Here is a 22757-nt window from a genome sequence, read left to right on the forward strand (position 1 = left end):
ATCTTCATAACTTCACCCTGCACGTTTGGTTCGTCTTCTTTAATTTTCAATGGTCTTCATCGCCTCCTTGCGAGACAACTATCTTAGTATATCACTTCCTCTTTAACCTGTCAACACTTTTTTGAAACTTTTTTTATCTTTTTTTCTCAAAACTGTTTCGCCTTTGAGTTCCCTGTGACAACTTCATTATTCTATCACCTTGACCTCCATTTGTCAATACCCTTGCCCCGACTTTTGTTTGATGGATTCTTCTATTAGGTAGCAATGGCGAGTGGATAGCCAACTACCCACCCTCGTTTGCCATCACCTGGTTAATGCTTTTCACCTTCTCCTATCCCTTAAAATCTTTCAGATAGCCCTTAAGGTCACGTATCATCTCTTTGCGTCCATTGAATTGCTCGCCTCCTAGCAGCTTATCGTAGTGCTCCTTTAATGACTCAGGAAGTTGCGATCGATACTGCAAAAGCATGTCTCGTAAAATCAGACGGTCTTCCATCGCCATCTCTCGAATGTGTAGCTTATGGGCTATCGCTCCTACCTCCTCATATGCCTGACGGTTTATCCGACGCTTGTAACTTTCCTGCTTACGAACCGTGTCCAAGACATAGTTGCGAAACTTGGTCTTGAAGTACCGATACAGGTCCTCTTCGCGTTCTTCAATCCCTGGACATTCTAGCAGCAATCGGGACAATATAATCATCCCTTCTTGATCCCAGTCCGACTGGTCCCATAGCTGAATGTAGTATTCCTTCCGCGTCTTATGCACAATACCTGTGACCTTCGCATAAATTCTTTCGAAGCGCATCGTTACCTCCTATATCTAACTTTAGTTCAGTCTACTACTTCTTCTGCTAATTGAAACAGCCTTTTCATAAACGGTCTCTTTTTGAGCACGAACGGTCTATTCCTAGTTATTACTAGGCCACAGAGAACTCGATTTTCGCGTTCCAACCTCAACTTCACTCCTGTGCAAAAAAAAACTCCCAGAGGCTTTCCTCTAGGAGTTTGTATCTTATAAAAAGGGGGATATCTGTTATTACTGTTATGCTTCGCCTTTGTTTTTCTTGATGATGTCTTCTTGTACTGACTTAGGAACATCTTCATAGTGGTCAAAGACCATCATGAAAGTACCGCGTCCTTGAGTCGCTGAACGAAGAACAATCTAATCGTCAACAGTCCCTTTAACGGAATATTCCGATTTGGCTTCTCGGAGATTAAAACAATATTTCACAAAAATATCATATCCCTCACATAAGTTCTAAATTTCCGCTTTTACGCGATTTTTGTTCCATTATTTCTAATAAAATAGTTCCTATACCTAAGAAAGCAATCCCTAGTAATCCTTCTTCAACTAATAATTGATGAAAATAATCAGGCAATTGACCTTCCATTATTCCCTGTGCAATTTTTATTGACCGTGTCAAAGGTAGGCATTTGGTAAATCCTTGTAGCGTAATAGGAAGTTTATCAAGCGAAAAATTGGCTCCCGTAAAGATCAGTAATAATTTACTGATCAAATTTAAGATGAGATTAACTTCGCTACTCACCAGAATAAAGCAAGCAAGAACATACCCAAAACTCATGGAAACAAAAATGGAAACCATCAGTAATAAAAGAAACCAGCCAAGCAATTGAGTTGACCAGGTTATCCCCATGATTAGACTAACCAAGGTAAGGCCAAACACTACCGTGACCATACTAGATAACATGGCACTAAGCATGCTAGACAGAAAGACCTCTTGCACCCTGGTTCTAGAAGCAATCAACAGGCTCAAAGTTCCATGATACTTTTCTGTCAACAATTGTGTTCCGACTCCAAACAAAGCTTGAAAAGAAGAAAGTAATAAGGCATTGCCAATCATCCATTTTTTCACTTCATTAGGCCCATAAATATAGTAAGCTGCTAAGGCAAACAAGAGAGTCTGTGCAATTGGTGGAATCAGATCAAAAAGGACGTACGTTTTCCAATCCGATAACAGTGATTCTTGCTTGTAAGCAAAGCCAATTCTCCTAAAAAAACGATAGTTTTTTTCCATTTTTAATAGACCTCCAAACTGGCTTCTACACGACATCTTTTTTCAACTTTCATTAAAGCTAGATAAGCTAAAGTAAAATTAAGCAGGGTCAGCCCACTCAATACTAGAAACACCCTAGTCAATTCTTGAGGCGATTCGCCATAAACTACCAAGTAAAGCCCCTTCATCATCCACGTCGGCGAAAGACAGTAGCCAATCCACTGAATTGGTTTCCATAGCAGATCAATTGGAAACACCATACCTGTCATAAGCAAAAAAGGGTACTCTATCGTATTCATCAACAGTTGTGCAACCCTCGAGAGAGTAAACGCCGAGCACATCAACAATCCTAAACTTACAAAACTCAAAACTGCCAATAAAATCAATAGAATCAAAGCCGAGAGATGCTTAACTGCTATAGTTCTTCCAAATATTAGAAGGACAAAGCCGATATTCAAACCAAAAGTAACTAATCCCCAAATACTGTTTCCCAGCAACTTTCCAAAAAGAATCTTCTTAAATCCCGCAGGAGCTGTAAATAGAACTGGCAATGTACCCATATATTTCTCACGGTTAATATCACCCGCTGAAGAAAAACAGATGATGGTCCAAAAAGAGGATAGGGAGGACCCTAAAATAGCATAAAGAGTAAATTGAGTGGCAGATTTTTCTGAGTACATCATCCCTAATAGGATGGCGTTACACAAAGGGTTTAAAAAGAGACAGTAACGAAACATGCTTCTCGCAAAAGCTTGTTTCATGTGAACCCACGCACTTGAAAAAATGACTCTCATCTCAACCCCTTTCCACCAATGCAATGTATATATCCTCTAGTGTAACTTCCAATTGCTCTTGCTGATTTAGTTTCTTTGCCAGGATGGCCTCTCTTTCAACATCTGTGATAAGAGAAGCCAACTCTCCCAAAGTACCACAAGTTATCAATTGTCCTTTATTGATAATAGCAATACGATCACATAACTCCTCTGCTTCAGCCATGTAGTGAGTTGTCAACAGGACCGTTTTCCCCCTAGCAGCCATTTCCTTAATCAACTGTCGCAATTCCATTGCCCCTACAGGATCCAAGCCGATGCTCGGCTCATCCAAAAAAATAATTTCCGGATCATTAAGCAAGGCTCTGGCAATTTGAAGCCGTTGCTTCATTCCTTTTGAGAAAGTTTCAACACGACGGTTGGCAACTTTCCCTAGTCCTACCAAGTCAAGCAATTCTGATACTAACGGTCTCTGTTCTTTCCTAGAAATCTTATACAAATCCGCAAAGTAAAAAAGATTATCTTCAGCAGTGAGTCTGTAATAAAGACTCCTTTCTCCTCCGAAGACAAAATTGATTCGCTCGCGAATCTTAGCCTCATCCTTGAAAACATCATACCCCAGAATGCTTACTTGCCCAGATGTCGGCAAGAGCATCGTTGACAAAATCTTAATGATTGTAGACTTGCCAGCCCCATTTTGACCAAGCAGGCCAAAAATCTCTCCTCTTTTCACATCAAACGAAACCTCCTTGACTGCCTTAACAATCCGGCTCTCCTTCTTGAAGAATCCAGACTCAGTTCCATAGGTCCTAGACAAATTTTCGACCTTGATGATTGATTCCATAAGCCTCTCCTTTTGTTCGATATTTATAGAATAAGATTATAATAGAATATTTTGCATAAGTCAAGCAAAAAAGCAGAACATTTCCTTGCTCTGCTTCTCATTTATTCTTCAAACGTTTTAAGATCCAGATCTTCTACTATGGTTTTTAGAAGCTGGTCAAGGTTTTTCTTAGATAGACTGTAGTACTTAGCTGTTTTTACTGGTTCTTCCACCACTAAACCATTCTCCGATAAAGCGGTCATATGATGAGAAATAGTTGATGGTGCCAATTTCAAAGCCTTAACAATTTCTTGTCCCTTCATAGGTCCCGACTGAGACAAGAGCATTAGAATCCGATATCGAGTCTCATCTGCAAAAGCCTTAACAACTGCCACTGTGTTTTCTGGATTTTTCTCAGCATTCTCTAAACGACAAAAAACGAATTGCTTGGCCCCATTAGTTTCATCTTCATCAAACAAACGAAGGCATCTTGAGGGGAGCAAAAGAGATGGAATAAAATAAGTCATCTCATAAGGCCCGCGATTCCGAAACTGTTTCCCCATCAATTCTTCAGACAAAGAAAGCGGATCAAGCTTCTCTAGTCGAGAATTCACCTTTTCTTGAAACACCTGAGCTTTTTGCTTATTTTGAGCAAGCCTTGTCTCTAACCCATCGGAAAGAATGAGCTTCGCCAGATCAAGATATTCTTTGAGATAACGGTCACTTTCCCTGATAAAAGCAACAAATCCTAAATAGCTGGAACAATAGTTCTGAACCTTTCCGTAAAGATCATCTAGTATCTTCTCATCGACCAGTGCCGCCTTAAGATCTTCTTTGGTAGCTTCAGCCAAATGAGACCAGGGTGCTAGAGACCACAACCGCTCTTCTTCTGGCAACCCTAACAGGTAAGCTTCAAATTCTTCTAAGCTAAAATCAACAGTATCAAAATCTAACAAACATTCCAGCACAAAAGCACCTGTCAACTCTTTTACTGCCCCATAAGTTTCAAAAAGGTGACGAAAAGACTGCTGCCATTCGTTTACCCGCGACCTAGAAAAAAATAAATCCGTAGAAGCGCGCCTAGATTCTCCTAACAGCAGATTATAAACGCCTAGTAAAGCCTCTAAATGCGGTAGAAAATGGTAAACCTTTGATAAAAGTTGAGGATTAGAATAAGACATACAGTTCTCCACAAGTTGTTTAAAATCACTGATGACTATCATCGGCAATAATCAAATCAGGTCGGGTAGTCCAATCAAAATAAAAGTCATCTATCTTTTACCTTGACCTTTTTAGCCATGAAAATAGGTAAGGTAATTTTAAATAACCCTGACCAATTTCCTATTATCTATTATAGCAAGCTCTCAAGAATTAATCATCCCGTTGGATGTTTTTTATTCCAGATTTTATTTTTCGCTTTAAGTCATAACCACCCGTGAAAACGGGTGGCTTGTACACCGGCTATAAGCCGTTAAACTCCAGCAGCGTCTAAAGACGCTCGCTGAACGTTGTTCAGGTTATGCTTCTATTACTTGACTATTGCCCGTAACAACGGGCTTTTATCTTGTTCTAAATCCTCCATCTGAAAAGGGATCTTCGTATTCTTTAACGCTCAACTTATCTAGAGCTATGTCGTCCTTCTCTTGCTCGCGAATATACTTCGCTACTGTTTGTTCGTTTAATCCGATAGTACTGACGTAATAACCCCTCGCCCAAAACTTACGATTTCCGTATTTATACTTTAAATTCGCATGTCTATCAAATATCATCAAAGCACTCTTACTTTTTAAATATCCCATAAAATCGGAAATCGCTAGTTTGGGTGGTATCAGCACAAGCATGTGAACGTGATCTGGCATCATGTGCCCTTCTATAATTTCTACTCCTTTGTACTGGCATAGATGACGGAAAATATCGATGAGGTCTTGTCTAATTTTATAGTAGATGGACTTTCTACGATACTTCGGAGTGAAGACGATGTGATATTTGCACATCCATTTGGTGTGTGATAAACTATAACTGGTTTTAGCCATTTATTTTTCCTTTCTGTATCTAACCTGAACAATTAGATTATACTAGGAAAAATAAATGGAAGCTAGAAGCCTTATCAGCCACCAGCTTAGCTGGTGGTTTTCTCATTTTTCTCTCCGAGAAAAACTGGCTGGAAGCCATAATAGAAAACCCCCGCCAAAAGCAGGGGTCAATTAGAAGTTGTCTGACTCTAATTGCTATTCTGGGAAACTTGATTAAGCTTCGATTTCAGTAACGATACCTGAACCAACAGTACGTCCACCTTCACGGATAGAGAAAGTAGTACCTTGTTCTACGGCGATTGGGTGGATAAGTTCTACTGAGATAGTTACGTTATCACCTGGCATTACCATTTCAGTACCTGCTGGCAACTCGATTGAACCAGTTACGTCAGTTGTACGGAAGTAGAATTGTGGACGGTAGTTGTTGAAGAATGGAGTATGACGTCCACCTTCTTCTTTAGACAAGATGTAAACTTCACCTTTAAATTTAGTGTGTGGGTTGATTGAACCTGGTTTAGCGATAACTTGACCACGTTCGATTTCGTCACGTTGCACACCACGAAGAAGGATACCTACGTTATCGCCGGCAAGACCTTCATCAAGTTGTTTACGGAACATTTCAACACCAGTAACAACTGCTTTTTTCTTCTCTTCTTTGATACCAACGATTTCGATTTCATCGTTGACACGAACTGTACCACGGTCGATACGTCCTGAAGCAACTGTACCACGACCAGTGATTGAGAACACGTCTTCGACTGGCAACAAGAGTGGCTTGTCAGTGTCACGAACTGGCTCTTCGATGTACTCATCAACAGTGTTCATCAATTCCATGATGATGTCTTCGTACTTAGCATCACCTTCAAGGGCTTTAAGAGCTGAACCTTGAACAACTGGAAGATCATCACCTGGGAAGTCGTATTCAGACAAGAGGTCACGGATTTCCATTTCAACCAATTCAAGCAATTCTTCGTCATCAACCAAGTCAACTTTGTTCATGAAGACGATAAGACGTTTAACACCTACCTGACGTGAAAGCAAGATGTGCTCACGAGTTTGTGGCATTGGACCGTCAGTTGAAGCTACTACAAGGATCGCACCATCCATCTGAGCAGCACCAGTGATCATGTTTTTAACGTAGTCCGCGTGTCCTGGAGCGTCGATGTGTGCATAGTGGCGTTTTTCAGTTTCATACTCAACGTGTGCAGTGTTGATAGTGATACCACGTTCGCGCTCTTCTGGAGCAGCATCGATAGACGCATAGTCTTTCGCTTGGTTAACTGATGATGGAAGACGACGTGCCAAAACAGTCGTGATCGCAGCAGTCAAAGTAGTTTTACCGTGGTCAACGTGTCCGATAGTACCAATGTTAACGTGTGGTTTACTACGGTCAAATTTTTCTTTTGCCATTTGAGTAAATGCCTCCAATAAAATATATTTTATAGAAAGACCGTAGGCAATACAGTCTAACTTTCCTTTCTATTCTATCAAATTGTAGGGAAAATGCAAGTCTTTTACCTGTTTTTCCTCAGATTATTCTTTACCCAAGGTATAATAAGGTTGATTTGGGATAGAAATACCTATAGAGGTAGCGTAAATCCAGTCCATTTCCTCTAGCTGTGCAAAATCTTCGGCACGACCCGTCACAATAACCCCACCAAATCTCGCATTAGACATCCCTTCTTTTGCTTCATCTAAAAAACTAGCCAAATCTTGGTTTAATAGTTCCTCCTCTGATGAAATTTTCTCCTTCTCCCTCTCTTCATAAACTTTGTTTAAAATATCTTGAAATTCGTTGAAGGACTGTTCTAAATAGGTCTTTCTTGGTTTCCAACCAAACAAGTTTCCCAAGGGCAACTTAGAAGAATTAAGTTTTGTTTCGCTACCAATCCATAGCCAATTAACTTTTAGGTTTTTTGGAATCATTGTCTGGATTTCTTCAAAAGTATACCGTTGTTTAAAGGTTATAGCAACTTCGACCAGTTGATTTTTCATCTGAGAAACGTAGGATAGTTCTTGAGCTGGTTTTCTGATAATATCTTCTGGGCCATATTCTGCTTGAGGGTTGAAAAAAAGAGGACTCTTCAGATGTTTTTTAGGACTGTAGGCCATCTCTGTTGCATCCTGAATCAAACTAGCTGGCCTAACATATTCCAAAGAATGATCTTGATTAAAACCACTAGTAGAGTAGGTTGCCTCAAGCTCATCATAAGGTACTTTTACGCCAAGAATATCTTTTACCAAGTATTCTTTATATTCCCCTCCGAAATTTTTCATGCGCATTGAATGCGAACCAAGATGAATGTTTGGAAAAGCTACAGTCACCCTTTGGAAGTAGTAGTCTTGTAAACGACTATAATTATTTTGTGCCATTAACTCCAAAAGCATGAAACCTGTTAAAACCAGTCCTATCCCTAGAATAGTTACCACAGTCGAAATTAAAATAGTTCGTTTCACCGATTTTTTTTGTCGTTTTTTCGTCAATATCTCAAATGTTTCCATTGTAAACTCCTTCTTTTTCCAATAAATCTTTCAGTGTTTGTCGTCCTCGGAGCAAGTCCATTTTGATCTTACTCTGTGAACTACCAGCGATATGGGCCATTTCCTGAATCGAAAAGCCCTGAAAATAGTAAAGGTCAAGAGCCAGTCGCTGGGCTTTGGGGAGGTTGCTGATGGCATCTCGAAGGTCATCATAGTCCCCCTTATCACAAAACAGTAACTCTTCTGGCCTAAAGAATTCTTTTTGTAAAATCTCATGGTACTTCTTATCCCTGCGATAGAGGTCAATGTAGCGCCTGATTGCCGTACGGTACATCCAGGCACGGATTTTTGCTCCAGGAAGGATAAATTCCGCTTCCAATAGTCGAACAAAAACATCCTGTAACACATCTTCTGCATCGCTTGGCTTGACCCCTGAAGCAACCAAGTAAGCTACCACTTCCTTTGCCCAACTAATCAGTTGCTCGCTGTATGCATCCAGCTTCATTTACCCCTCCTTTCACTAATATGACGAATGAGTATCCCTCCAGGTCACATCTTTCTTTCATTTTAGCGATTGTTTGGATAAAAAGAAAGAGCCAGCGGCTCTTACTCAATCTTGTAACTGGTGGTAAGGGTGAATCAGAATACTTTCACCAATATTGGAGGCAAAAATCCATTCTTTACCTTCCAAATCTGAAAAATCTTCCGCTCGACCCGTCAAAATCACACCAGAAAAACGGGCTGTTTTGACATCTGGATTGGCTTTCAAATAAGCAGCAACCTCTTTTTTCTGACTATAGATTTCTCCTTTAGCGGTTGAGAGCGAATGATTAAGCCAGTCCCGGTCTAATGCAAGCTGTAAATTCTCGGTGAAATCCTGATAGCTCATTTGCCATACGTCTTCTTTTTCTTTATCGGTACTGTCCTTGCCATCTCTAACCAAATAAGGGTTAAGCGAAAAACCAATCTGCTCTTCCGGAGTAAACATAGCTGTATCATAAAGATTGGAATCCGTTCCAATCCAGTACCAGTTGACCATCAATTGTTCTGGAATTTTGTTTGTAATTTCTTCCAGAGTATAAGATTTGTCAAAGGTCACTGCCATCTCAACAGCATAGCCTTTCATTTGAGGCAAAAAAGCAATATCTTGGGTCTTTTTCATATGAAAACCATGTTCCTGGTTGTAATCATAACTGGTGTTGTAAAACATAGGAGACTTATAACCAGATCCCAGTGTATAGGTTGCCGTCTGATAAGGAGTTGTGTCCGTACGCGCTCTGCCGTTTATATAACTTCTACGCTTCCATGCCCCATACGGCGCATTGATATCCTCATAGGGAACTTTGATGCCTGCAATATTTTTAACTCGGTCTAAATAATAATAACCTGAAAACTCGGATGTGGGCTCAAATACGCTATAATTGTATTGCACATTAGGATAAGCAATCTTATGCATGCGGTCATAGTAGTCCCTAGTTTCTTCTGCACTTTGCCAGGTTCTTATTGACATGATTTTAAAGCTTATCAGCAAGATGACCAGAGTCAGCAGGACACTCAAAACAGTTACAAGGACCACTGTTCTTCGCTTGTTTTTTTTAGCAATCTGTTCAAATTTTGATAAAGTCTTCATAGGTCAATTCCCTTTCCTTAATCCATTTTTTTAGCTGGTTGCGCCCCCGCATAAGGTCTATTTTAACCTTGCTAGGTGAAATATGTAAGATACGACTAATCTCTTTAACTGAAAAATCCTGAAAGTAATAAAGTTCCAGAATCAAGTAGTACTTATTCGGCAATACAGTCAATAAATCATATAGCTCACTAGTATCTACCCGATCCATCGAAATAAGACCTCCATCAAAAAATTCTTGTTGCAAAATTTCTTGATAGCGTCTGTTTCTACGGTATTTATCAATATAGTGTCGGATTGCCACTCGGTACATCCACGCTCGAAGCTTTTCTTTGGGAACAACAAACCTTCCTTCTAACATTTTCAGAAAAACATCTTGGGTGACATCCTCTGCATCCGCTCGATTGATTCCCGATTTGATGAGGTGGCGAACTATTTCTTCAGCAATCCCTACTAATTCTTTCTCATACTGGTCCAGCTCCACGCCTATCTCCTCCTTCCTCACTTATATAACGAATTATGTTGAAGTTTGGTTACAAGCCAAGAAAAAAATCCTAGAAACTCGATGAATTTCTAGGATTGATAGATGTTAGCCAGAATTTCGTAGACCGGTTGCTACCCCGTTGATGGTGGTATGGATCAGTTTGCGGGCCTCCTGTTCAGGCATTCCTTGGCGGATGCGCTTGATTAGTTCTATCTGCAGGTAATTCAAGATATTAAAGTAAGGCATCCGGTGTTTTAGACTTTCCTTCAAGAAATCATTATCCGCCAGCAATTCTTCTTCATTTTCGATAGCTAGGATGATGTTTTTGGTCAATTGCCATTCATCAAGAATGGTATTGAAAACATCGCGGACCTCAGGTTCTTTACAAAGCTGGGCATACTTAAAAGCAATGTTCATATTGGTTTTAGATAATACCATGTCAACATTTGACAGGAGTGACCTAAAGAAGGGCCAACTCTGATACATTTTTTGGAGTTTGGCTAAATTGGCTTCATCCTTATCCATAAAGCGTTTAAAACTAGAACCAACGCCGTACCAACCAGGGAGCATGACACGGTTCTGTGACCATGAAAAGACCCAAGGAATCGCACGCAAGCCACCGATATCCGTAATCGTTTTACGGGCGGCCGGTCGTGACCCGATATTGAGTTTGGAGATGGATTGGATCGGACTGGCTTCAAAGAAATAGTCATAAAACTCTGGCGTCTCAAAAACCAATTGACGGTAAATCTGATAACTGTCTGCCACAATGGCATTCATGGTCTCACGGTAGTCGTCAATCTCGTTTGGATCAGTCAACATGGGCGTCACCATCCGATCAAGCGTCGCAGATAAGAGCATTTCAAAGTTGAAATAAGCAGCGTCCTTGTTACCATACTTGTTACCAATCACTTCCCCCTGCTCGGTCACACGGATGCGGTCCTTGATTGAACCGAAGGGCTGTGAGGTAATGGCGGCATAAGATGGGCCACCGCCACGGCCAACGGTCCCGCCACGGCCATGGAAGAAGGTGATCTTAACGCCATTATCTCGGCCAATTTTCGTCAAATCATTTTGTGCTTTGTAGAGGGTCCAGCCAGATGATAAGTAGCCACCGTCCTTGTTAGAGTCGGAATAGCCTAGCATGATTTCCTGATAACCTTTGTTGGAGGCCATCCAGTTTTGGACAATCGGCAACTGCAAATAGTCGGTCATAATTTGATTGGCATTTTCAAGGTCTTCGATGGTTTCAAACAGAGGCACAATCTGCACACGCGCTTGGTCGCTATCAACCAGACCTGCTTCCTTGAGCATGATAGCCAACTCTAGCATGTCTGAAACACTTTCCGTGTGAGAGATGATATTCTGCTTGATAACAGCTTCTCCCAAACGATCCTTCAAGCGGCGCGCCATTTGGAAGATGGCTAGCTCCCCTTGGAGCACATCAGATTTCTCTACATGTGTTGCAGACAGGATGCGAGGGTCTTGGGTCAATTGTTTGATCAGGACAGCCACCTTGTCTGACTCGGATAAGCTAGCGTAGTCAGGCTCGATATTGGCTGAGGCCAAGAGTTCAGCCACACAGGCCTCATGAATGGATGAATCTTGACGCATATCGATAGAGGCCAAGTAGAAACCGAATACCTCAACTGCTTCTAGAAGTTCTGTAAAGGTTCCTGACAACAGATTCTCCGCATTGTTTTCAATCAGGGACTCCCGAATCAGACCCAAATCGTGCTTAAAGGCATCAATATCTGCATAGCGGGGTTCCAGGTCCTGGCCATCCAAGAGATAAGCCCGCGTATTTTGGAGGTTCTGACGAATGTAGTAAAAAGCCTTACGGTAAGGTTCTTTTTCTCGGTAAACCGACGCATCTGTAGAACGCTCCGCCATTTCCAAAACAGCCTGACTGGTCTTAACGAAGCTACTAGACAGGGCGATATCCCGATACAGCTGATATAGTTTTTGATCATAGTAGTTAAAAATAACTTCTGCCTGGGTTAGAGCTGACTGTTCAAGCGTTTCGGCGGTCACAAAGGGATTGCCATCACGGTCACCACCGACCCACATGCCCATCTGAATCGGCCGAGGGTTCTGTAACAGGATTCCTTTTTCTGCAGCCAGGCGCTTGTACTCCGTCTGCAAGTTAGTGATAGCCTTGATAATGGAAAAATCATAGTAAGACATAACGTTAGTGATCTCGTTAGAAACCTTGAGTTTTTTCTCCCGAATCATATCTGTCTGCATCATAATTTCAATATAACGGTGAAGATCCGCATACCACTTATCACCATTAACCAGACCAGCTTTTACATCCCTGTGTTTGCGAAGCAAGTGATGCAGGTGGTTGGTCAATTCTAGCATGGTCTCCCGCTGAACTTGGGTCGGATGGGCTGTTAGTACCGGAACCACTTGTACGCTCTCAAGGATTTCTGCCGCATTTTCAGCCTGAGCCACCTGCTCAATCGTTGTCGCAATCCGTCCCAGATAGTCTTCCTTGGTGTTGTTCTTCCGGTTGATTTCATAGGCCAGATCCACATCTTCTAAAATATTGATCAAAAGCGGTAAAATCGAAAAATAGCGGGCGATGGTATCCATCTCATTACTCTTTAGCTCCCCAACCAGCTGATCAATCTCTTGATACTGGTCTACCATGGCTAGACGCTTTAAATTCTGGATCTTATCAAAGGTCTCTGGTTCAACCAATTTTTGGGTCACCTGATCAAGGATATGCGTCAAAATACTCGCCTCTTCCTTCATCATTAGTTGGTTGGCATTGCTCTCTAGTTTTGGACTGACCATTGGGAATCTCCTCTACAATAGATTTCTACTATCATACCATTTTAAACACTAAAAAGACAATAGCTAACCATTTCTCCTTACACATTTTTTTCAGAAACGAGCTAAAAGTTCCTAGATATCATTGATAATAATATAGAGACTGATTATTTCTGTGCGAAAGCAGTAAAGCAAAAAGAACTCCGTCACCGAGGAGCCCTTTTTCTACTTTCTGCTACGTTAAAGCGTAGAGCATTGATTCTGAAAAGCGCAACCAAACACTCCATTCCAAGCGTTCTCCCAAGTATTTTGGATCCTATCCTGCATTTGTGATTGACAAGCCTTCAAAACAAACATCATGCAGAAGATAGTCCCTGTTAGCCTAAGTCAGCCTTTCTTTGTTGTTAATCAAAACTGTGTCACTTCCATCTGACGTTCTAGAGCATCCCGCTTCTCACTGGCATCAATGTTAAGCACAAAGGCTATCGCCAGAGAAATGGTTAAAAGACTGTTCCCTCCCTGAGATAAGAACGGGAAGGTAACACCTGTCGAAGGAATCAGACCTGACATGCCTCCGATATTGACAAAGGTCTGCATGAGCAACATGCCACCTACACCCATGGCCATCATGGCATTGAAGGGATTCCTAGCCCTAATGCCAACGAGGAAGATACGTAAAATCAAGAAAAATAACAAGGCCAAAATCAAGCTAGCACCCACTAGCCCTAGTTCTTCTAAAACAATGGAAAAGACAAAATCAGTATGCGCCTCTGGTAGATAACCGTTCTTCTCAATTGAATTTCCTAGGCCTAGACCAAACCAACCACCGTTAGTCATGGCATAGTAAGAGTTAGTCATTTGCAGACCAGCCCCTCTCGGATCAACAAAGGGATCAAAGAAGGCACTAAATCGTCTTGCAACATAACCGAAAACAGGAATATTGGCCATTGTCTCCACACCAACTAACCAAATCATACCCAGAAAGGCACCAGCTCCTACAAAAATACCGCCAAAAATCACTTGAAACCACCGAAAACCAATCCCTGATACGGCCACCATGACGGCAACCGTCAAGGTAATAATCACCGCATTTCCCAAGTCTGGCATAATAACCACAAGACCGATTAAGAGGCCACTAATTGTCCGCCAATCCGTAAAACTTCGTGGCAAGAGTGTATTTTCCGTGATAACCTGATAGTCATAGGTGCCTATCAGGTTTTGAATTTTAGAAAATTTGTAAGCCAGATACCAAACTATGATCAACTTCAAATATTCCGCTGGCTGGATGGAAATATAGCTCCCAAAGTTCAGCCATCCTCTGGCACCATTGACCTCCTGACCAAAAATCCGACTAGCTATCAAAAGACCAGCTTCGACCCACAAGACAATCGTAATCAGAAAACCGTTGCCCAAAAAGGTCAACTTCATCCGATAAATCAGCAGCAGTAAAATCAAGCTGACAATAAAAAAGGCTGATTGGCTAATCACTGATTTGAAAGGATTACCCCCTGTTAAAATAGAGTTAGCACTCGTTGTCGAATAGACAATAATCAGACCCAGAACTGATAAAATCAAGTAAGGCAGGAGAATGGAGTAATTCATCAAACGCCCTTTATTAATCTTCATCCTACTAAAACTCCTATCTATCTGTAGGCATCTATTATACCATGTTCTGCCACATAAATACAGCAGAAGCTAGTTTATGCTATAATAAAGAAAAGGAGGTTTTTCTCATGTCAACACTTTACAATTTACCGATCGAAGCCCAAGATGGGTCAATAACAACGCTTGAACCTTACAAAAACAAGGTCCTTTTGATTGTCAATACAGCTACAGCCTGCGGACTGACACCACAATATCAAGGCTTACAGAAACTCTACGATACCTTTCACAATCAAGGATTTGAAGTCCTGGACTTCCCCTGCAACCAGTTTATGAATCAAACCCCCGAAAGCGATCAAGGCATCAACCAATTCTGCCAACTGAACTACCAAACTACTTTTACCCGTTTTAAGAAAATCGCTGTCAACGGCCCCAATACCTGCCATCTCTTTCAGTACTTGAAAGAACAGCAGCCCGGCAGTTTAGGAAAAAGCATCAAGTGGAATTTCACAAAATTCTTGGTCAATCGACAAGGCCAGGTAGTCGCACGCTTCTCACCACAGACAGAACCTGCTGAGATTCAATCTGCTATACAAGAATTACTTTAGAACAATGCTCACCAGTTAAAATGCTTTCTCTATTCAGCACTAAATTCGACTAATTACAACTAAATCATGAACTCTCTGCAACTTTACCCCTATAAATCAATAAGCAATTAGATTTTAAGTATTCTAATACCCAAGCAAGGAATACATCCCCGCTAGCCTCTCAGTCTATTCAAAAGCTACCCCCTAAAATTGCGGAGGTAGCTTTTAAGTTATATATCATAAGGGTGTTTTAGTCTTGAGCTAAATCTCATCCTATATTTAGAAGCTCTCTAAGTAAAATTCTATCTTATCTCCAGCTTTTACTTCGTAGCTTTCTGCACCAACTTCTGCCATCTCGCCATTCACCTTGTACATCCAATAAGTGTTCTTGGCAGGATCCTGACTAACACCATCGATCACTGTTACCAAGCCATCCTCTTCTTCCACATTGAAATTGTCTTCTAGAACATCCATAACGGAATCTCCCACCTCAAAGGTCACTTCTTTCTCAGTTTCCCTGTCTGTAAACTTCACCAAGATAGTCGCCTGTGCAGTGGGATCATCATCAGCTACTTGGCTGGTCTGATTGTTAGCAGGAACAGAGGTAGGTGCTGGCGAGCAAGCAGCCAGAGTCATCACAGATACTAAGGCAAATAAACTAGTATATGTTTTTTCATTGTTGAATAGTCTCCTTAAACTATAAAATACGATCGGATAAAAAGCAATTGTTGATAAGGCATGCAAATAGTCAAAAACTAAGCCATTCAACCAGTAAGCCAAGAGACTGGTACCGTACAACCAGCTATCAAATACTGCTATGACCAGACTATAAACAAAGGGCATTACTCCTGATAAAATAGTTAAGACAGGTAATCGCAAACCCGTCATTCTAGCCAAAGGACTGACAAGATACTGCCAAAGCATGAGCACTATCGCATAGGCAATGATCTGCCATAAAATCCATATTCCAAACCCCATGTAAATCCCTGTGATGATCATGGTTAGACTCATAATTACAATCACTTCCCAAAGTTTGAAATAGATCAGGCAAACCAAAAAAATAGCTGTGATCGGCTTGATATTTGGAAATGCACCAAAACTAAACCTCAAGGCAATACAGAGACTTGCCAGCAGAGAAAGTTTCGCCATTTGCCTTACTGTCATACCATTCATTCCTTCTTTCCTTTCCTCATAAGAGTAGAGCATTTCCTAGTACTTGTCAAGTTTTGCTTCTTAATTCATGTGAAAAGCATACATTTTTTTTGATTTTTCAACAATATTAAGATAGAATGGAAAAGATGAGAAAACAGATTAAACCCATCGTAGTCCTCGCTTTCTTTACTCTCTTTTTTGTGACAATTCTTTTCACAAAGTGGGGAGCTGATACGGCTGCTCAAGCAAAAAAAGCTGCTCAAAAAGCGACGCCTACCATTACCGCTACTTCCTCGACAAAACCCAAAGCTAATGTGCCCCTCACTGAAGAGTATGTCTCTCGGCCAATTATCGACCTCTCTGGTTGGCAATTGCCGACTAATATCGATTACGATGCAATGTCAAACTATATTTCAGGAGCTATTATCCGTGTCCAGAGCGGCATGAATACAAAAAAGGACAATAATGCATCCGATAAAAACGGAATCGATAAGGCTTATAAAACACACATCAGAGAATTCCAAAAACGGGATGTCCCTGTTGCTGTCTATGCCTATGTCACAGGTAAAAGTGAGGAGGAGATGAGAAAGGAAGCTCAGACTTTTTATGAGGCTTCTGCTCCTTTTAATCCTACCTTTTACTGGCTGGATGTTGAAGAAAAGACCATGGCTAATATGGACCTGGGTGTCGAAGCCTTCCGCTCTGAGCTTGAAAGTTTAGGTGCCCAAAATATAGGTATCTACATCGGAACCTACTTCATGGAAGATCACTCCATCTCTGTGGATAAATTCGATGCGGTCTGGATGCCTACCTACGGTTCTGATTCTGGTTATTACGAGGCTCTGCCTTCAACTGATATTGACTATGACCTCCACCAGTATACTTCTCGTGGTTGGTCTGCTGGAATCTCAGAAGTTGTTGATCTCAACCAAATCTCTCCACTAAAGGACAAGATGGAAACCTATAAAAAGCTTTTCACTCTCCCTGAATCAAACTAACAGACTATGTTTAACCATAAAAAGATGATATAATGTGAGATATCATCTTTTTCTATTCTACAAAGTTTAAAGGAGTTTGTATGTTTTCTTGGCTATCTCGCCTTTTCAAAGGTATGATTATTGCTCTAGGTTTTATTCTCCCTGGTGTATCTGGTGGGGTTCTAGCAGCTATTTTGGGCATTTATGAGCGACTGATTGCCTTCTTGGCTCACCTTAAAAAAGGCTTCCTAGAGAATGTTCTCTATTTTCTTCCTGTAGGAATCGGTGGCATTCTGGGGATTGCTCTCCTATCTGCCCCGGTGGAATGGTTGCTGGAGCATTACCAAGTCATCACGCTTTGGGCTTTTGCAGGAGCCATTGTCGGCACCTTGCCAAGCCTTTGGACAACAGCTACTGAAAAAAGTTCTCGCGATGCTAAGGACTGGGGCTGGTTGGTCGCTACCTTTGTAGGCTCAGGTCTCTTGCTTTACTTCTTGAGCGACTTGGTTGGTACGATTCCTGCTAACTTTGCCACCTTTATCCTGGCAGGCAGTCTGATTGCCTTAGGTATCCTTGTTCCTGGCCTCTCACCGTCCAATCTCTTACTGATTTTAGGCCTCTACTCTCCAATGCTTTCTGGGTTTAAGCGTCTCGATTTGACTGGAACCTTCCTCCCTATTGCTATCGGCGGTGTTCTGGCTATCCTGCTTTTTTCCAAGGCTATGGAGTATGCCCTAAATCGTCATCATTCTAGGGTTTATCACTTTATCATCGGCATTGTCTTATCATCGACACTCTTGATTCTCATTCCAAACCCCAACAGTGCTGAAAGTATTTCCTATGCAGGTGCCTCTTTCTTGACCTACGGCTTAGCCAGTGTCTTTTTTGGCTTGGGAGCATGGCTGGGGCTTTGGATGAGCCGCTTAGAAGAAAAATATAAATAATATGGCTAAAAAACTGAAATTAAAAAAGACCTTGGTAGAGCAGATTTTGGACAAGGCTGGTATTGCCCACGAAGGTCTGGCCCTCAACGCCTTAGCAAATGAAACGGTAGCTGTCCCTAGGGAGGAAATCTTTAAAACGCTGGCCCTTATCGGAGATAAGACCGGGCCCCTTATCGGCATTATCCCCCTGACCGGCCATCTATCTGAGAAAAAGTTAGCCCAGGTATCTGGTAATAAAAAGGTTCAGATGATCCCTCAGAAGGATCTCCAAAAAACGACTGGTTATATCCACGGTGCTAACAATCCTGTCGGAATCCGTCAAAAGCACCGCTACCCGATTTACTTGGACAATCATGCACTCACTCTTGGGCAGATCATTATTTCAGCTGGTGAGGTCGGCCGCAGCATAAGAATTGACAGCCAGACTCTAGCGGATTTTGTAGGGGCTGATTTTGCCGATCTTATGGATTAAACCAAACGATTTAAACACCAAAACATTCGAACGGAGGTAACATGACCCGCTTATACTTTGTCCGACACGGAAAAACCCAATGGAACATCGAAGGACGCTTTCAGGGCAATCAAGGTGACTCGCCTCTTCTTCCTGAAACCTTGGAAGACTTAAAAGTCCTCGGTCAGCACTTGTCTGACATCTCCTTTGACCACATCTTTTCCAGTGATTTGCCTAGAGCAGCCAAAACAGCTCAGGCTATCCTAGACAAACAAGATCCCAAGCCCCCATTGACCTTAACAGAAGATCTCCGAGAATGGAAATTAGGCAAACTAGAAGGAACTAAGGTCCGCTTGATGAAAGATCTCTACCCTAAGCAGCACCACGCCTATCGCAACAACCTCAGCCGGTTTAAGGCGGATCTATTTGAAGCCGAGAGCGTTTATGAAGCGACTAGCCGGTGGACCGATTTTGTCAAATCTCAAAAGGATTTGTTGGCCGAAAACCTCCTCTTTGTCAGCCACGGTGCTATTTCAACTGCTTCAATCCGAACACTTCTGGGCTTTGATCCATCTGAATTGCGCAAGGCTGGTGGGCTCTACAATTCAAGCGTGACGATCCTTGAAACAGACGATTTTGAATCATTCCAACTGATCACTTGGAATGATGTGAGCTTTTTGCCAAACAATCAGGAGATTATTATCCCAGGAGTTGGTAAGAAATGATGCCTTAGGGCTGTTTTTACAGCTGTTTATATGATAGAATAGAACAATAGGAATAAGGAGATAATGACATGTCAAGTGAACATACACAAGAATTAAATGACCAGCAATTGGTCCGCCGTGAAAAAATGAATGCCCTACGTGAGCAAGGTATCGATCCTTTCGGTAAACGTTTTGAGCGGACCCATAATTCTAAGGAATTAAAAGATCTCTATGCCGATAAGGACAAGGACCAACTCCACGAGCTCAGTGAGTCAGCTATCGTCGCTGGTCGTATTATGACCAAGCGTGGTAAAGGCAAGGTCGGCTTTGCCCATATCCAAGACAGGGAAGGCCAAATTCAGCTCTACATCCGTAAGGACGAAGTCGGCGAAGACAACTACGATATTTTCAAAAAGGCTGACCTAGGGGACTTCATCGGAGTGGAGGGTCTGGTGATGCGGACTGACATGGGGGAGTTAACCATCCAGGCTAAGAAATTGACGCACCTCTCTAAGGCCCTCCGTCCTTTGCCTGAGAAATATCACGGCCTATCTGACATCGAAACCATCTACCGCAAGCGTCATTTGGATTTGATTTCAAACCGTGACAGCTTCGAACGCTTCGTAACACGATCCAAAATCATTTCTGAAATTCGCCGTTACATGGATAATAATGGCTTCTTAGAAGTGGAAACACCTATCTTGCACAATGAAGCTGGTGGTGCTGCTGCGCGACCATTTATCACCCACCACAATGCCCAAGGGATTGACATGGTCTTGCGTATCGCAACCGAACTCCACCTCAAACGTCTGATCGTCGGCGGTATGGAACGGGTTTATGAGATTGGCCGCATCTTCCGCAATGAAGGAATGGATGCGACTCACAATCCTGAATTTACCTCAATCGAAGCCTATCAGGCTTATGCGGACTACGAAGATATCATGGATTTGACCGAAGGGATTATCCAACATGCAACCAAGGCTGTCAAGGGCGATGAACCAGTCATCTATCAGGGAACCGAAGTCAAGATCATGGATCCCTTCAAGCGTGTCCACATGGTTGATGCCATTAAGGAAATCACGGGGGTTGATTTCTGGGCTGACATGACCTTTGATGAGGCCGTTGCTATCGCTAAGGAGAAGAAGGTTCCACTCGAGAAACACTATACCGAAGTCGGACAGATTATTAATGCCTTCTTCGAGGAATTCGTCGAAGAAACCCTGATCCAACCAACCTTCGTCTACGGCCATCCTGTTGCTGTTTCACCACTTGCTAAGAAAAATGATGACGACGCTCGCTTTACCGATCGCTTCGAGCTCTTTATCATGACCAAAGAGTACGCCAATGCCTTCACCGAGCTGAACGATCCGATTGATCAATTAGAACGTTTTGAAGCCCAAGCCAAAGCTAAAGAACTGGGAGACGATGAGGCGACTGGTATCGACTACGACTTTGTCGAAACGCTCGAATACGGTATGCCACCAACAGGTGGACTCGGTATCGGTATCGACCGCCTCTGCATGCTCTTGACAGATACGACAACGATTCGGGATGTGTTACTTTTCCCTACGATGAAGTAATCTCTCTTAAAAACCTTGATTTTATGCCGTTTCTAGCCTGTCATTGACAAAACTTACGACCAATTTACGACCAATTTTTTAAAACTAAAAAATTGTCAAAAAAAGGCTAAAATGCCGATAAACAAAAAAGCGAACATTCTTCAAGAGATTCAATCTCTAAACAAAAGAATGTTCGCTTTTATTTTAACTTAACTTAGGTCAAGGATCATCTCTACTTCATACGTAAACCATGACATAAAATCAAACCAATCTTCGTTGATAAAAGATGAAATTGCAGCTTCAAACAATTCGTTCCAAAATTTATGTGAGTCTTCAAAGTCAACTTTTGAAAGTTCAAAATTAATCTTAGGATGAAGTGAATTTAAAAATGCAATGGTAACTTTAGCATTTTTAAAAATTCGAAATTCAAGTCTCTCCTCTTCACGTTTTAATTGAATAATCGTTTGTTCTTCAATTGTGAAAATATCCATGATGACATTCATAGAACTATCATCAGTTATTTGATTCTCAAGATTTTTAAAAATCTGCTCCATAATAAACAACATAAAAATTTGTGAGGTTAATTTTTTCATAGGAAAAATCCTTTCATATATAATTGTAACTCTATTATGTCAGAAAAGTGCTCCAATAAAAAAAGCCTCGAATGAGTCTCAGAACGTAGTCAAACTCTTTAATCGATAGAAAAATATCAAAGCCAGAGAGTCAATCTCAACTTGAACAAACTCTTAAAAATATTGTTTTAGCAGCATTTCTAAGAGTTTTATTTTTTAGGGAAAAAGAAAAAAGATTAAAGAAAATTGTCCGAAATGGACTTTTTCTTCAATCTGAAGCAACAGTTTTTAAGACTGTTGCTTTTTTTTTATATGTCAGATTTTCAAATACCCTCTCCAGGTCGCTTTCAAGACGATAAGGGATTACATCGGAGCCTGTTATCATACCGCCAAGATATTCGGTATTGTCCTTAACCTTTACTGTCTTTAGATTATTACCCATATCATCAAATCTTGTGATGGTATAGACTTTGTCCTTGTATTTAACTTCATCTCCAACGATAAAGTTTGGTCTTTCAATGCTTATCTGCTTTAATAAGCTCTCATTATCATCAAATGCTACAATAGGGATTTGATGGTTTCCATTTCTTACCGGATCAAGCCATAAATCATTGCTTGATGTGTAACTTTCTCTCTTCTGCTAATTGACCTTAAGCTTTCTTCTTTGTAGAAGATGGCTTCCATTAACTCTCTTTCTTCTTTTGTCAGTGTAGCCAATGCTTTATTTAGTCCTTCAATTTGCATTTTTACTTCTACGATTTTTTCTAAGTCTATTTTTTCATCTATGATGTTATCTACAAAGTGTCCGTCATGGTCTAATGCTGAAAATGGTATTACATTATGCTTCCAATCTTTTCTTTGGAGATATTTTTCGTGCTCTGTTATCTTCCAATAAGCTTTGTAGATTTCTTCACTTACGGCTACGGCTTTCCCTCTGATATAAATATAGTATTCTCTTTTGTCCATTGTGCGTTCCTCCCTTTTTATTTCTCTGTTTTGGTTTTTTGAGAATAAAAAAGGAGGACTTCTACACTTTGGCGTAAAATGTCCTCTTATAAATAATTCAGATTGATTTCTTCTGTTTTTCTTATTTACTTTTTACTAAGCCAAATTTCAAGTCCAAGTTAGCCAGTTGTTAAAACTTCTCTAGGCGTCTTGTAGTTTAGTAGTCGTTTGGGGTAATGATTGATCCATCTCT

At 41.3% G+C, this 22757-nt stretch carries 22 protein-coding genes and 2 pseudogenes; 6 read left to right on the plus strand and 18 right to left on the minus strand.

Features of this window, described 5'->3' with window-relative positions; all coding sequences use genetic code 11:
- Positions 1-331: 331 nt before the first annotated feature.
- The 14 genes and pseudogenes from ABID29_RS11085 to ftsW form a co-directional block, all read right to left on the minus strand.
- Positions 332-805: a sigma-70 family RNA polymerase sigma factor gene (locus tag ABID29_RS11085; RefSeq protein WP_354366189.1), complete on the minus strand. Its 474-nt coding sequence runs from the start codon at positions 803-805 to the stop codon at positions 332-334.
- Between the two features lie 237 nt (positions 806-1042).
- Positions 1043-1159, minus strand: a pseudogene (locus tag ABID29_RS11090) (hypothetical protein); the annotation flags it as partial.
- Between the two features lie 88 nt (positions 1160-1247).
- On the minus strand, positions 1248-2036 hold the full coding sequence (locus ABID29_RS11095; protein WP_354366190.1) for an ABC transporter permease: 789 nt from the start codon (positions 2034-2036) through the stop codon (positions 1248-1250).
- Between the two features lie 2 nt (positions 2037-2038).
- A complete protein-coding gene (locus ABID29_RS11100; protein WP_354366191.1) occupies positions 2039-2809 on the minus strand; it encodes an ABC transporter permease in 771 nt (256 codons plus the stop codon).
- Between the two features lies 1 nt (position 2810).
- The gene (locus ABID29_RS11105) at positions 2811-3629 is read right to left on the minus strand and encodes an ABC transporter ATP-binding protein (RefSeq protein ID WP_354366192.1); all 819 of its coding nucleotides are present in this window, start codon (positions 3627-3629) and stop codon (positions 2811-2813) included.
- Between the two features lie 101 nt (positions 3630-3730).
- Positions 3731-4789 carry an ArsR/SmtB family transcription factor gene (locus tag ABID29_RS11110; RefSeq protein WP_354366193.1) on the minus strand — a complete coding sequence of 353 codons (1059 nt, stop codon included), beginning with the start codon at positions 4787-4789 and terminating at the stop codon, positions 3731-3733.
- A gap of 378 nt (positions 4790-5167) precedes the next feature.
- On the minus strand, positions 5168-5641 hold the full coding sequence (gene tnpA / locus ABID29_RS11115; protein WP_354366194.1) for an IS200/IS605 family transposase: 474 nt from the start codon (positions 5639-5641) through the stop codon (positions 5168-5170).
- A 213-nt stretch (positions 5642-5854) separates the two neighbouring features.
- Positions 5855-7051, minus strand: a complete 1197-nt coding sequence (gene tuf / locus ABID29_RS11120; RefSeq protein ID WP_168549976.1) for an elongation factor Tu — start codon at positions 7049-7051, stop codon at positions 5855-5857.
- 123 nt (positions 7052-7174) lie between these two features.
- Complete coding sequence (locus ABID29_RS11125) at positions 7175-8143, minus strand: anti sigma factor C-terminal domain-containing protein (RefSeq protein ID WP_354366195.1); 969 nt, start codon at positions 8141-8143, stop codon at positions 7175-7177.
- Positions 8130-8627, minus strand: coding sequence for an RNA polymerase sigma factor (locus tag ABID29_RS11130; protein ID WP_354366196.1), 498 nt, complete (start codon positions 8625-8627; stop codon positions 8130-8132). Before ABID29_RS11130 ends, ABID29_RS11125 begins: the two co-directional genes overlap by 14 nt.
- Before the next feature lie 105 nt (positions 8628-8732).
- Positions 8733-9752, minus strand: a complete 1020-nt coding sequence (locus tag ABID29_RS11135) for an anti sigma factor C-terminal domain-containing protein (protein WP_354366197.1) — start codon at positions 9750-9752, stop codon at positions 8733-8735.
- Positions 9730-10239, minus strand: coding sequence for an RNA polymerase sigma factor (locus ABID29_RS11140; RefSeq protein WP_354366209.1), 510 nt, complete (start codon positions 10237-10239; stop codon positions 9730-9732). Before ABID29_RS11140 ends, ABID29_RS11135 begins: the two co-directional genes overlap by 23 nt.
- Before the next feature lie 99 nt (positions 10240-10338).
- Entirely contained in the window at positions 10339-13035 is a 2697-nt protein-coding gene (ppc, locus tag ABID29_RS11145) for a phosphoenolpyruvate carboxylase (protein WP_354366198.1), read from the minus strand.
- 384 nt (positions 13036-13419) lie between these two features.
- On the minus strand, positions 13420-14637 hold the full coding sequence (gene ftsW, locus ABID29_RS11150; RefSeq protein ID WP_354366199.1) for a cell division peptidoglycan polymerase FtsW: 1218 nt from the start codon (positions 14635-14637) through the stop codon (positions 13420-13422).
- Between the two features lie 107 nt (positions 14638-14744).
- Between ftsW and ABID29_RS11155 the strand changes: the two genes are divergently transcribed.
- On the plus strand, positions 14745-15221 hold the full coding sequence (locus ABID29_RS11155) for a glutathione peroxidase (protein ID WP_354366200.1): 477 nt from the start codon (positions 14745-14747) through the stop codon (positions 15219-15221).
- Positions 15222-15479: 258 nt separating this feature from the next.
- On the opposite strand, the gene ABID29_RS11160 is transcribed toward ABID29_RS11155, so the two are convergent.
- Positions 15480-16364, minus strand: a complete 885-nt coding sequence (locus ABID29_RS11160; RefSeq protein WP_354366201.1) for a DUF4430 domain-containing protein — start codon at positions 16362-16364, stop codon at positions 15480-15482.
- A 134-nt stretch (positions 16365-16498) separates the two neighbouring features.
- Here ABID29_RS11160 and ABID29_RS11165 point away from each other — a divergent pair, with 134 nt between their 5' ends.
- The 5 genes from ABID29_RS11165 to lysS all read left to right on the plus strand — a co-directional run bounded on the left by ABID29_RS11165 (position 16499) and on the right by lysS (position 21008).
- Positions 16499-17350, plus strand: coding sequence for a glycoside hydrolase family 25 protein (locus ABID29_RS11165; RefSeq protein ID WP_354366202.1), 852 nt, complete (start codon positions 16499-16501; stop codon positions 17348-17350).
- A gap of 80 nt (positions 17351-17430) precedes the next feature.
- Positions 17431-18273: a DUF368 domain-containing protein gene (locus tag ABID29_RS11170; RefSeq protein ID WP_354366203.1), complete on the plus strand. Its 843-nt coding sequence runs from the start codon at positions 17431-17433 to the stop codon at positions 18271-18273.
- A gap of 1 nt (position 18274) precedes the next feature.
- Positions 18275-18745: an aminoacyl-tRNA deacylase gene (locus tag ABID29_RS11175; protein ID WP_354366204.1), complete on the plus strand. Its 471-nt coding sequence runs from the start codon at positions 18275-18277 to the stop codon at positions 18743-18745.
- A gap of 41 nt (positions 18746-18786) precedes the next feature.
- Complete coding sequence (locus tag ABID29_RS11180; RefSeq protein WP_354366205.1) at positions 18787-19449, plus strand: histidine phosphatase family protein; 663 nt, start codon at positions 18787-18789, stop codon at positions 19447-19449.
- Positions 19450-19517: 68 nt separating this feature from the next.
- A complete protein-coding gene (gene lysS, locus ABID29_RS11185; protein WP_354366206.1) occupies positions 19518-21008 on the plus strand; it encodes a lysine--tRNA ligase in 1491 nt (496 codons plus the stop codon).
- A 188-nt stretch (positions 21009-21196) separates the two neighbouring features.
- Here lysS and ABID29_RS11190 read toward each other — a convergent pair whose 3' ends face one another.
- From ABID29_RS11190 to ABID29_RS11195, 3 genes and pseudogenes are all read right to left on the minus strand, one after another.
- Positions 21197-21580 (minus strand): hypothetical protein, encoded by a 384-nt coding sequence (locus ABID29_RS11190; RefSeq protein WP_354366207.1) that lies wholly within the window; start codon positions 21578-21580, stop codon positions 21197-21199.
- A gap of 286 nt (positions 21581-21866) precedes the next feature.
- Positions 21867-22181 (minus strand): annotated as a pseudogene (locus ABID29_RS12355) (hypothetical protein); the annotation flags it as partial.
- Entirely contained in the window at positions 22148-22525 is a 378-nt protein-coding gene (locus ABID29_RS11195; RefSeq protein ID WP_354366208.1) for a sigma-70 family RNA polymerase sigma factor, read from the minus strand. The gene ABID29_RS11195 and the pseudogene ABID29_RS12355, both read right to left, overlap by 34 nt.
- Positions 22526-22757: the final 232 nt, after the last annotated feature.

Source organism: Streptococcus rupicaprae (assembly GCF_040545225.1).
GTDB lineage: Bacteria > Bacillota > Bacilli > Lactobacillales > Streptococcaceae > Streptococcus > Streptococcus rupicaprae.

Bases quoted from the DNA above. Each gene is read 5' to 3' on its own strand.
- ftsW (WP_354366199.1), bottom strand. From the start codon at position 14,637: ATGAAGATTAATAAAGGGCGTTTGATGAATTACTCCATTCTCCTGCCT.
- ABID29_RS11085 (WP_354366189.1), bottom strand. From the start codon at position 805: ATGCGCTTCGAAAGAATTTATGCGAAGGTCACAGGTATTGTGCATAAG.
- ABID29_RS11170 (WP_354366203.1), top strand. From the start codon at position 17,431: ATGTTTTCTTGGCTATCTCGCCTTTTCAAAGGTATGATTATTGCTCTA.
- ABID29_RS11190 (WP_354366207.1), bottom strand. From the start codon at position 21,580: ATGAAAAAATTAACCTCACAAATTTTTATGTTGTTTATTATGGAGCAG.
- tnpA (WP_354366194.1), bottom strand. From the start codon at position 5,641: ATGGCTAAAACCAGTTATAGTTTATCACACACCAAATGGATGTGCAAA.
- ABID29_RS11100 (WP_354366191.1), bottom strand. From the start codon at position 2,809: ATGAGAGTCATTTTTTCAAGTGCGTGGGTTCACATGAAACAAGCTTTT.
- ABID29_RS11125 (WP_354366195.1), bottom strand. From the start codon at position 8,143: ATGGAAACATTTGAGATATTGACGAAAAAACGACAAAAAAAATCGGTG.
- ABID29_RS11175 (WP_354366204.1), top strand. From the start codon at position 18,275: ATGGCTAAAAAACTGAAATTAAAAAAGACCTTGGTAGAGCAGATTTTG.
- ABID29_RS11165 (WP_354366202.1), top strand. From the start codon at position 16,499: ATGAGAAAACAGATTAAACCCATCGTAGTCCTCGCTTTCTTTACTCTC.
- ABID29_RS11155 (WP_354366200.1), top strand. From the start codon at position 14,745: ATGTCAACACTTTACAATTTACCGATCGAAGCCCAAGATGGGTCAATA.
- ABID29_RS11160 (WP_354366201.1), bottom strand. From the start codon at position 16,364: ATGACAGTAAGGCAAATGGCGAAACTTTCTCTGCTGGCAAGTCTCTGT.
- ABID29_RS11135 (WP_354366197.1), bottom strand. From the start codon at position 9,752: ATGAAGACTTTATCAAAATTTGAACAGATTGCTAAAAAAAACAAGCGA.
- ABID29_RS11110 (WP_354366193.1), bottom strand. From the start codon at position 4,789: ATGTCTTATTCTAATCCTCAACTTTTATCAAAGGTTTACCATTTTCTA.
- ABID29_RS11105 (WP_354366192.1), bottom strand. From the start codon at position 3,629: ATGGAATCAATCATCAAGGTCGAAAATTTGTCTAGGACCTATGGAACT.
- ppc (WP_354366198.1), bottom strand. From the start codon at position 13,035: ATGGTCAGTCCAAAACTAGAGAGCAATGCCAACCAACTAATGATGAAG.
- lysS (WP_354366206.1), top strand. From the start codon at position 19,518: ATGTCAAGTGAACATACACAAGAATTAAATGACCAGCAATTGGTCCGC.
- ABID29_RS11130 (WP_354366196.1), bottom strand. From the start codon at position 8,627: ATGAAGCTGGATGCATACAGCGAGCAACTGATTAGTTGGGCAAAGGAA.
- ABID29_RS11195 (WP_354366208.1), bottom strand. From the start codon at position 22,525: ATGGACAAAAGAGAATACTATATTTATATCAGAGGGAAAGCCGTAGCC.
- ABID29_RS11095 (WP_354366190.1), bottom strand. From the start codon at position 2,036: ATGGAAAAAAACTATCGTTTTTTTAGGAGAATTGGCTTTGCTTACAAG.
- ABID29_RS11180 (WP_354366205.1), top strand. From the start codon at position 18,787: ATGACCCGCTTATACTTTGTCCGACACGGAAAAACCCAATGGAACATC.
- tuf (WP_168549976.1), bottom strand. From the start codon at position 7,051: ATGGCAAAAGAAAAATTTGACCGTAGTAAACCACACGTTAACATTGGT.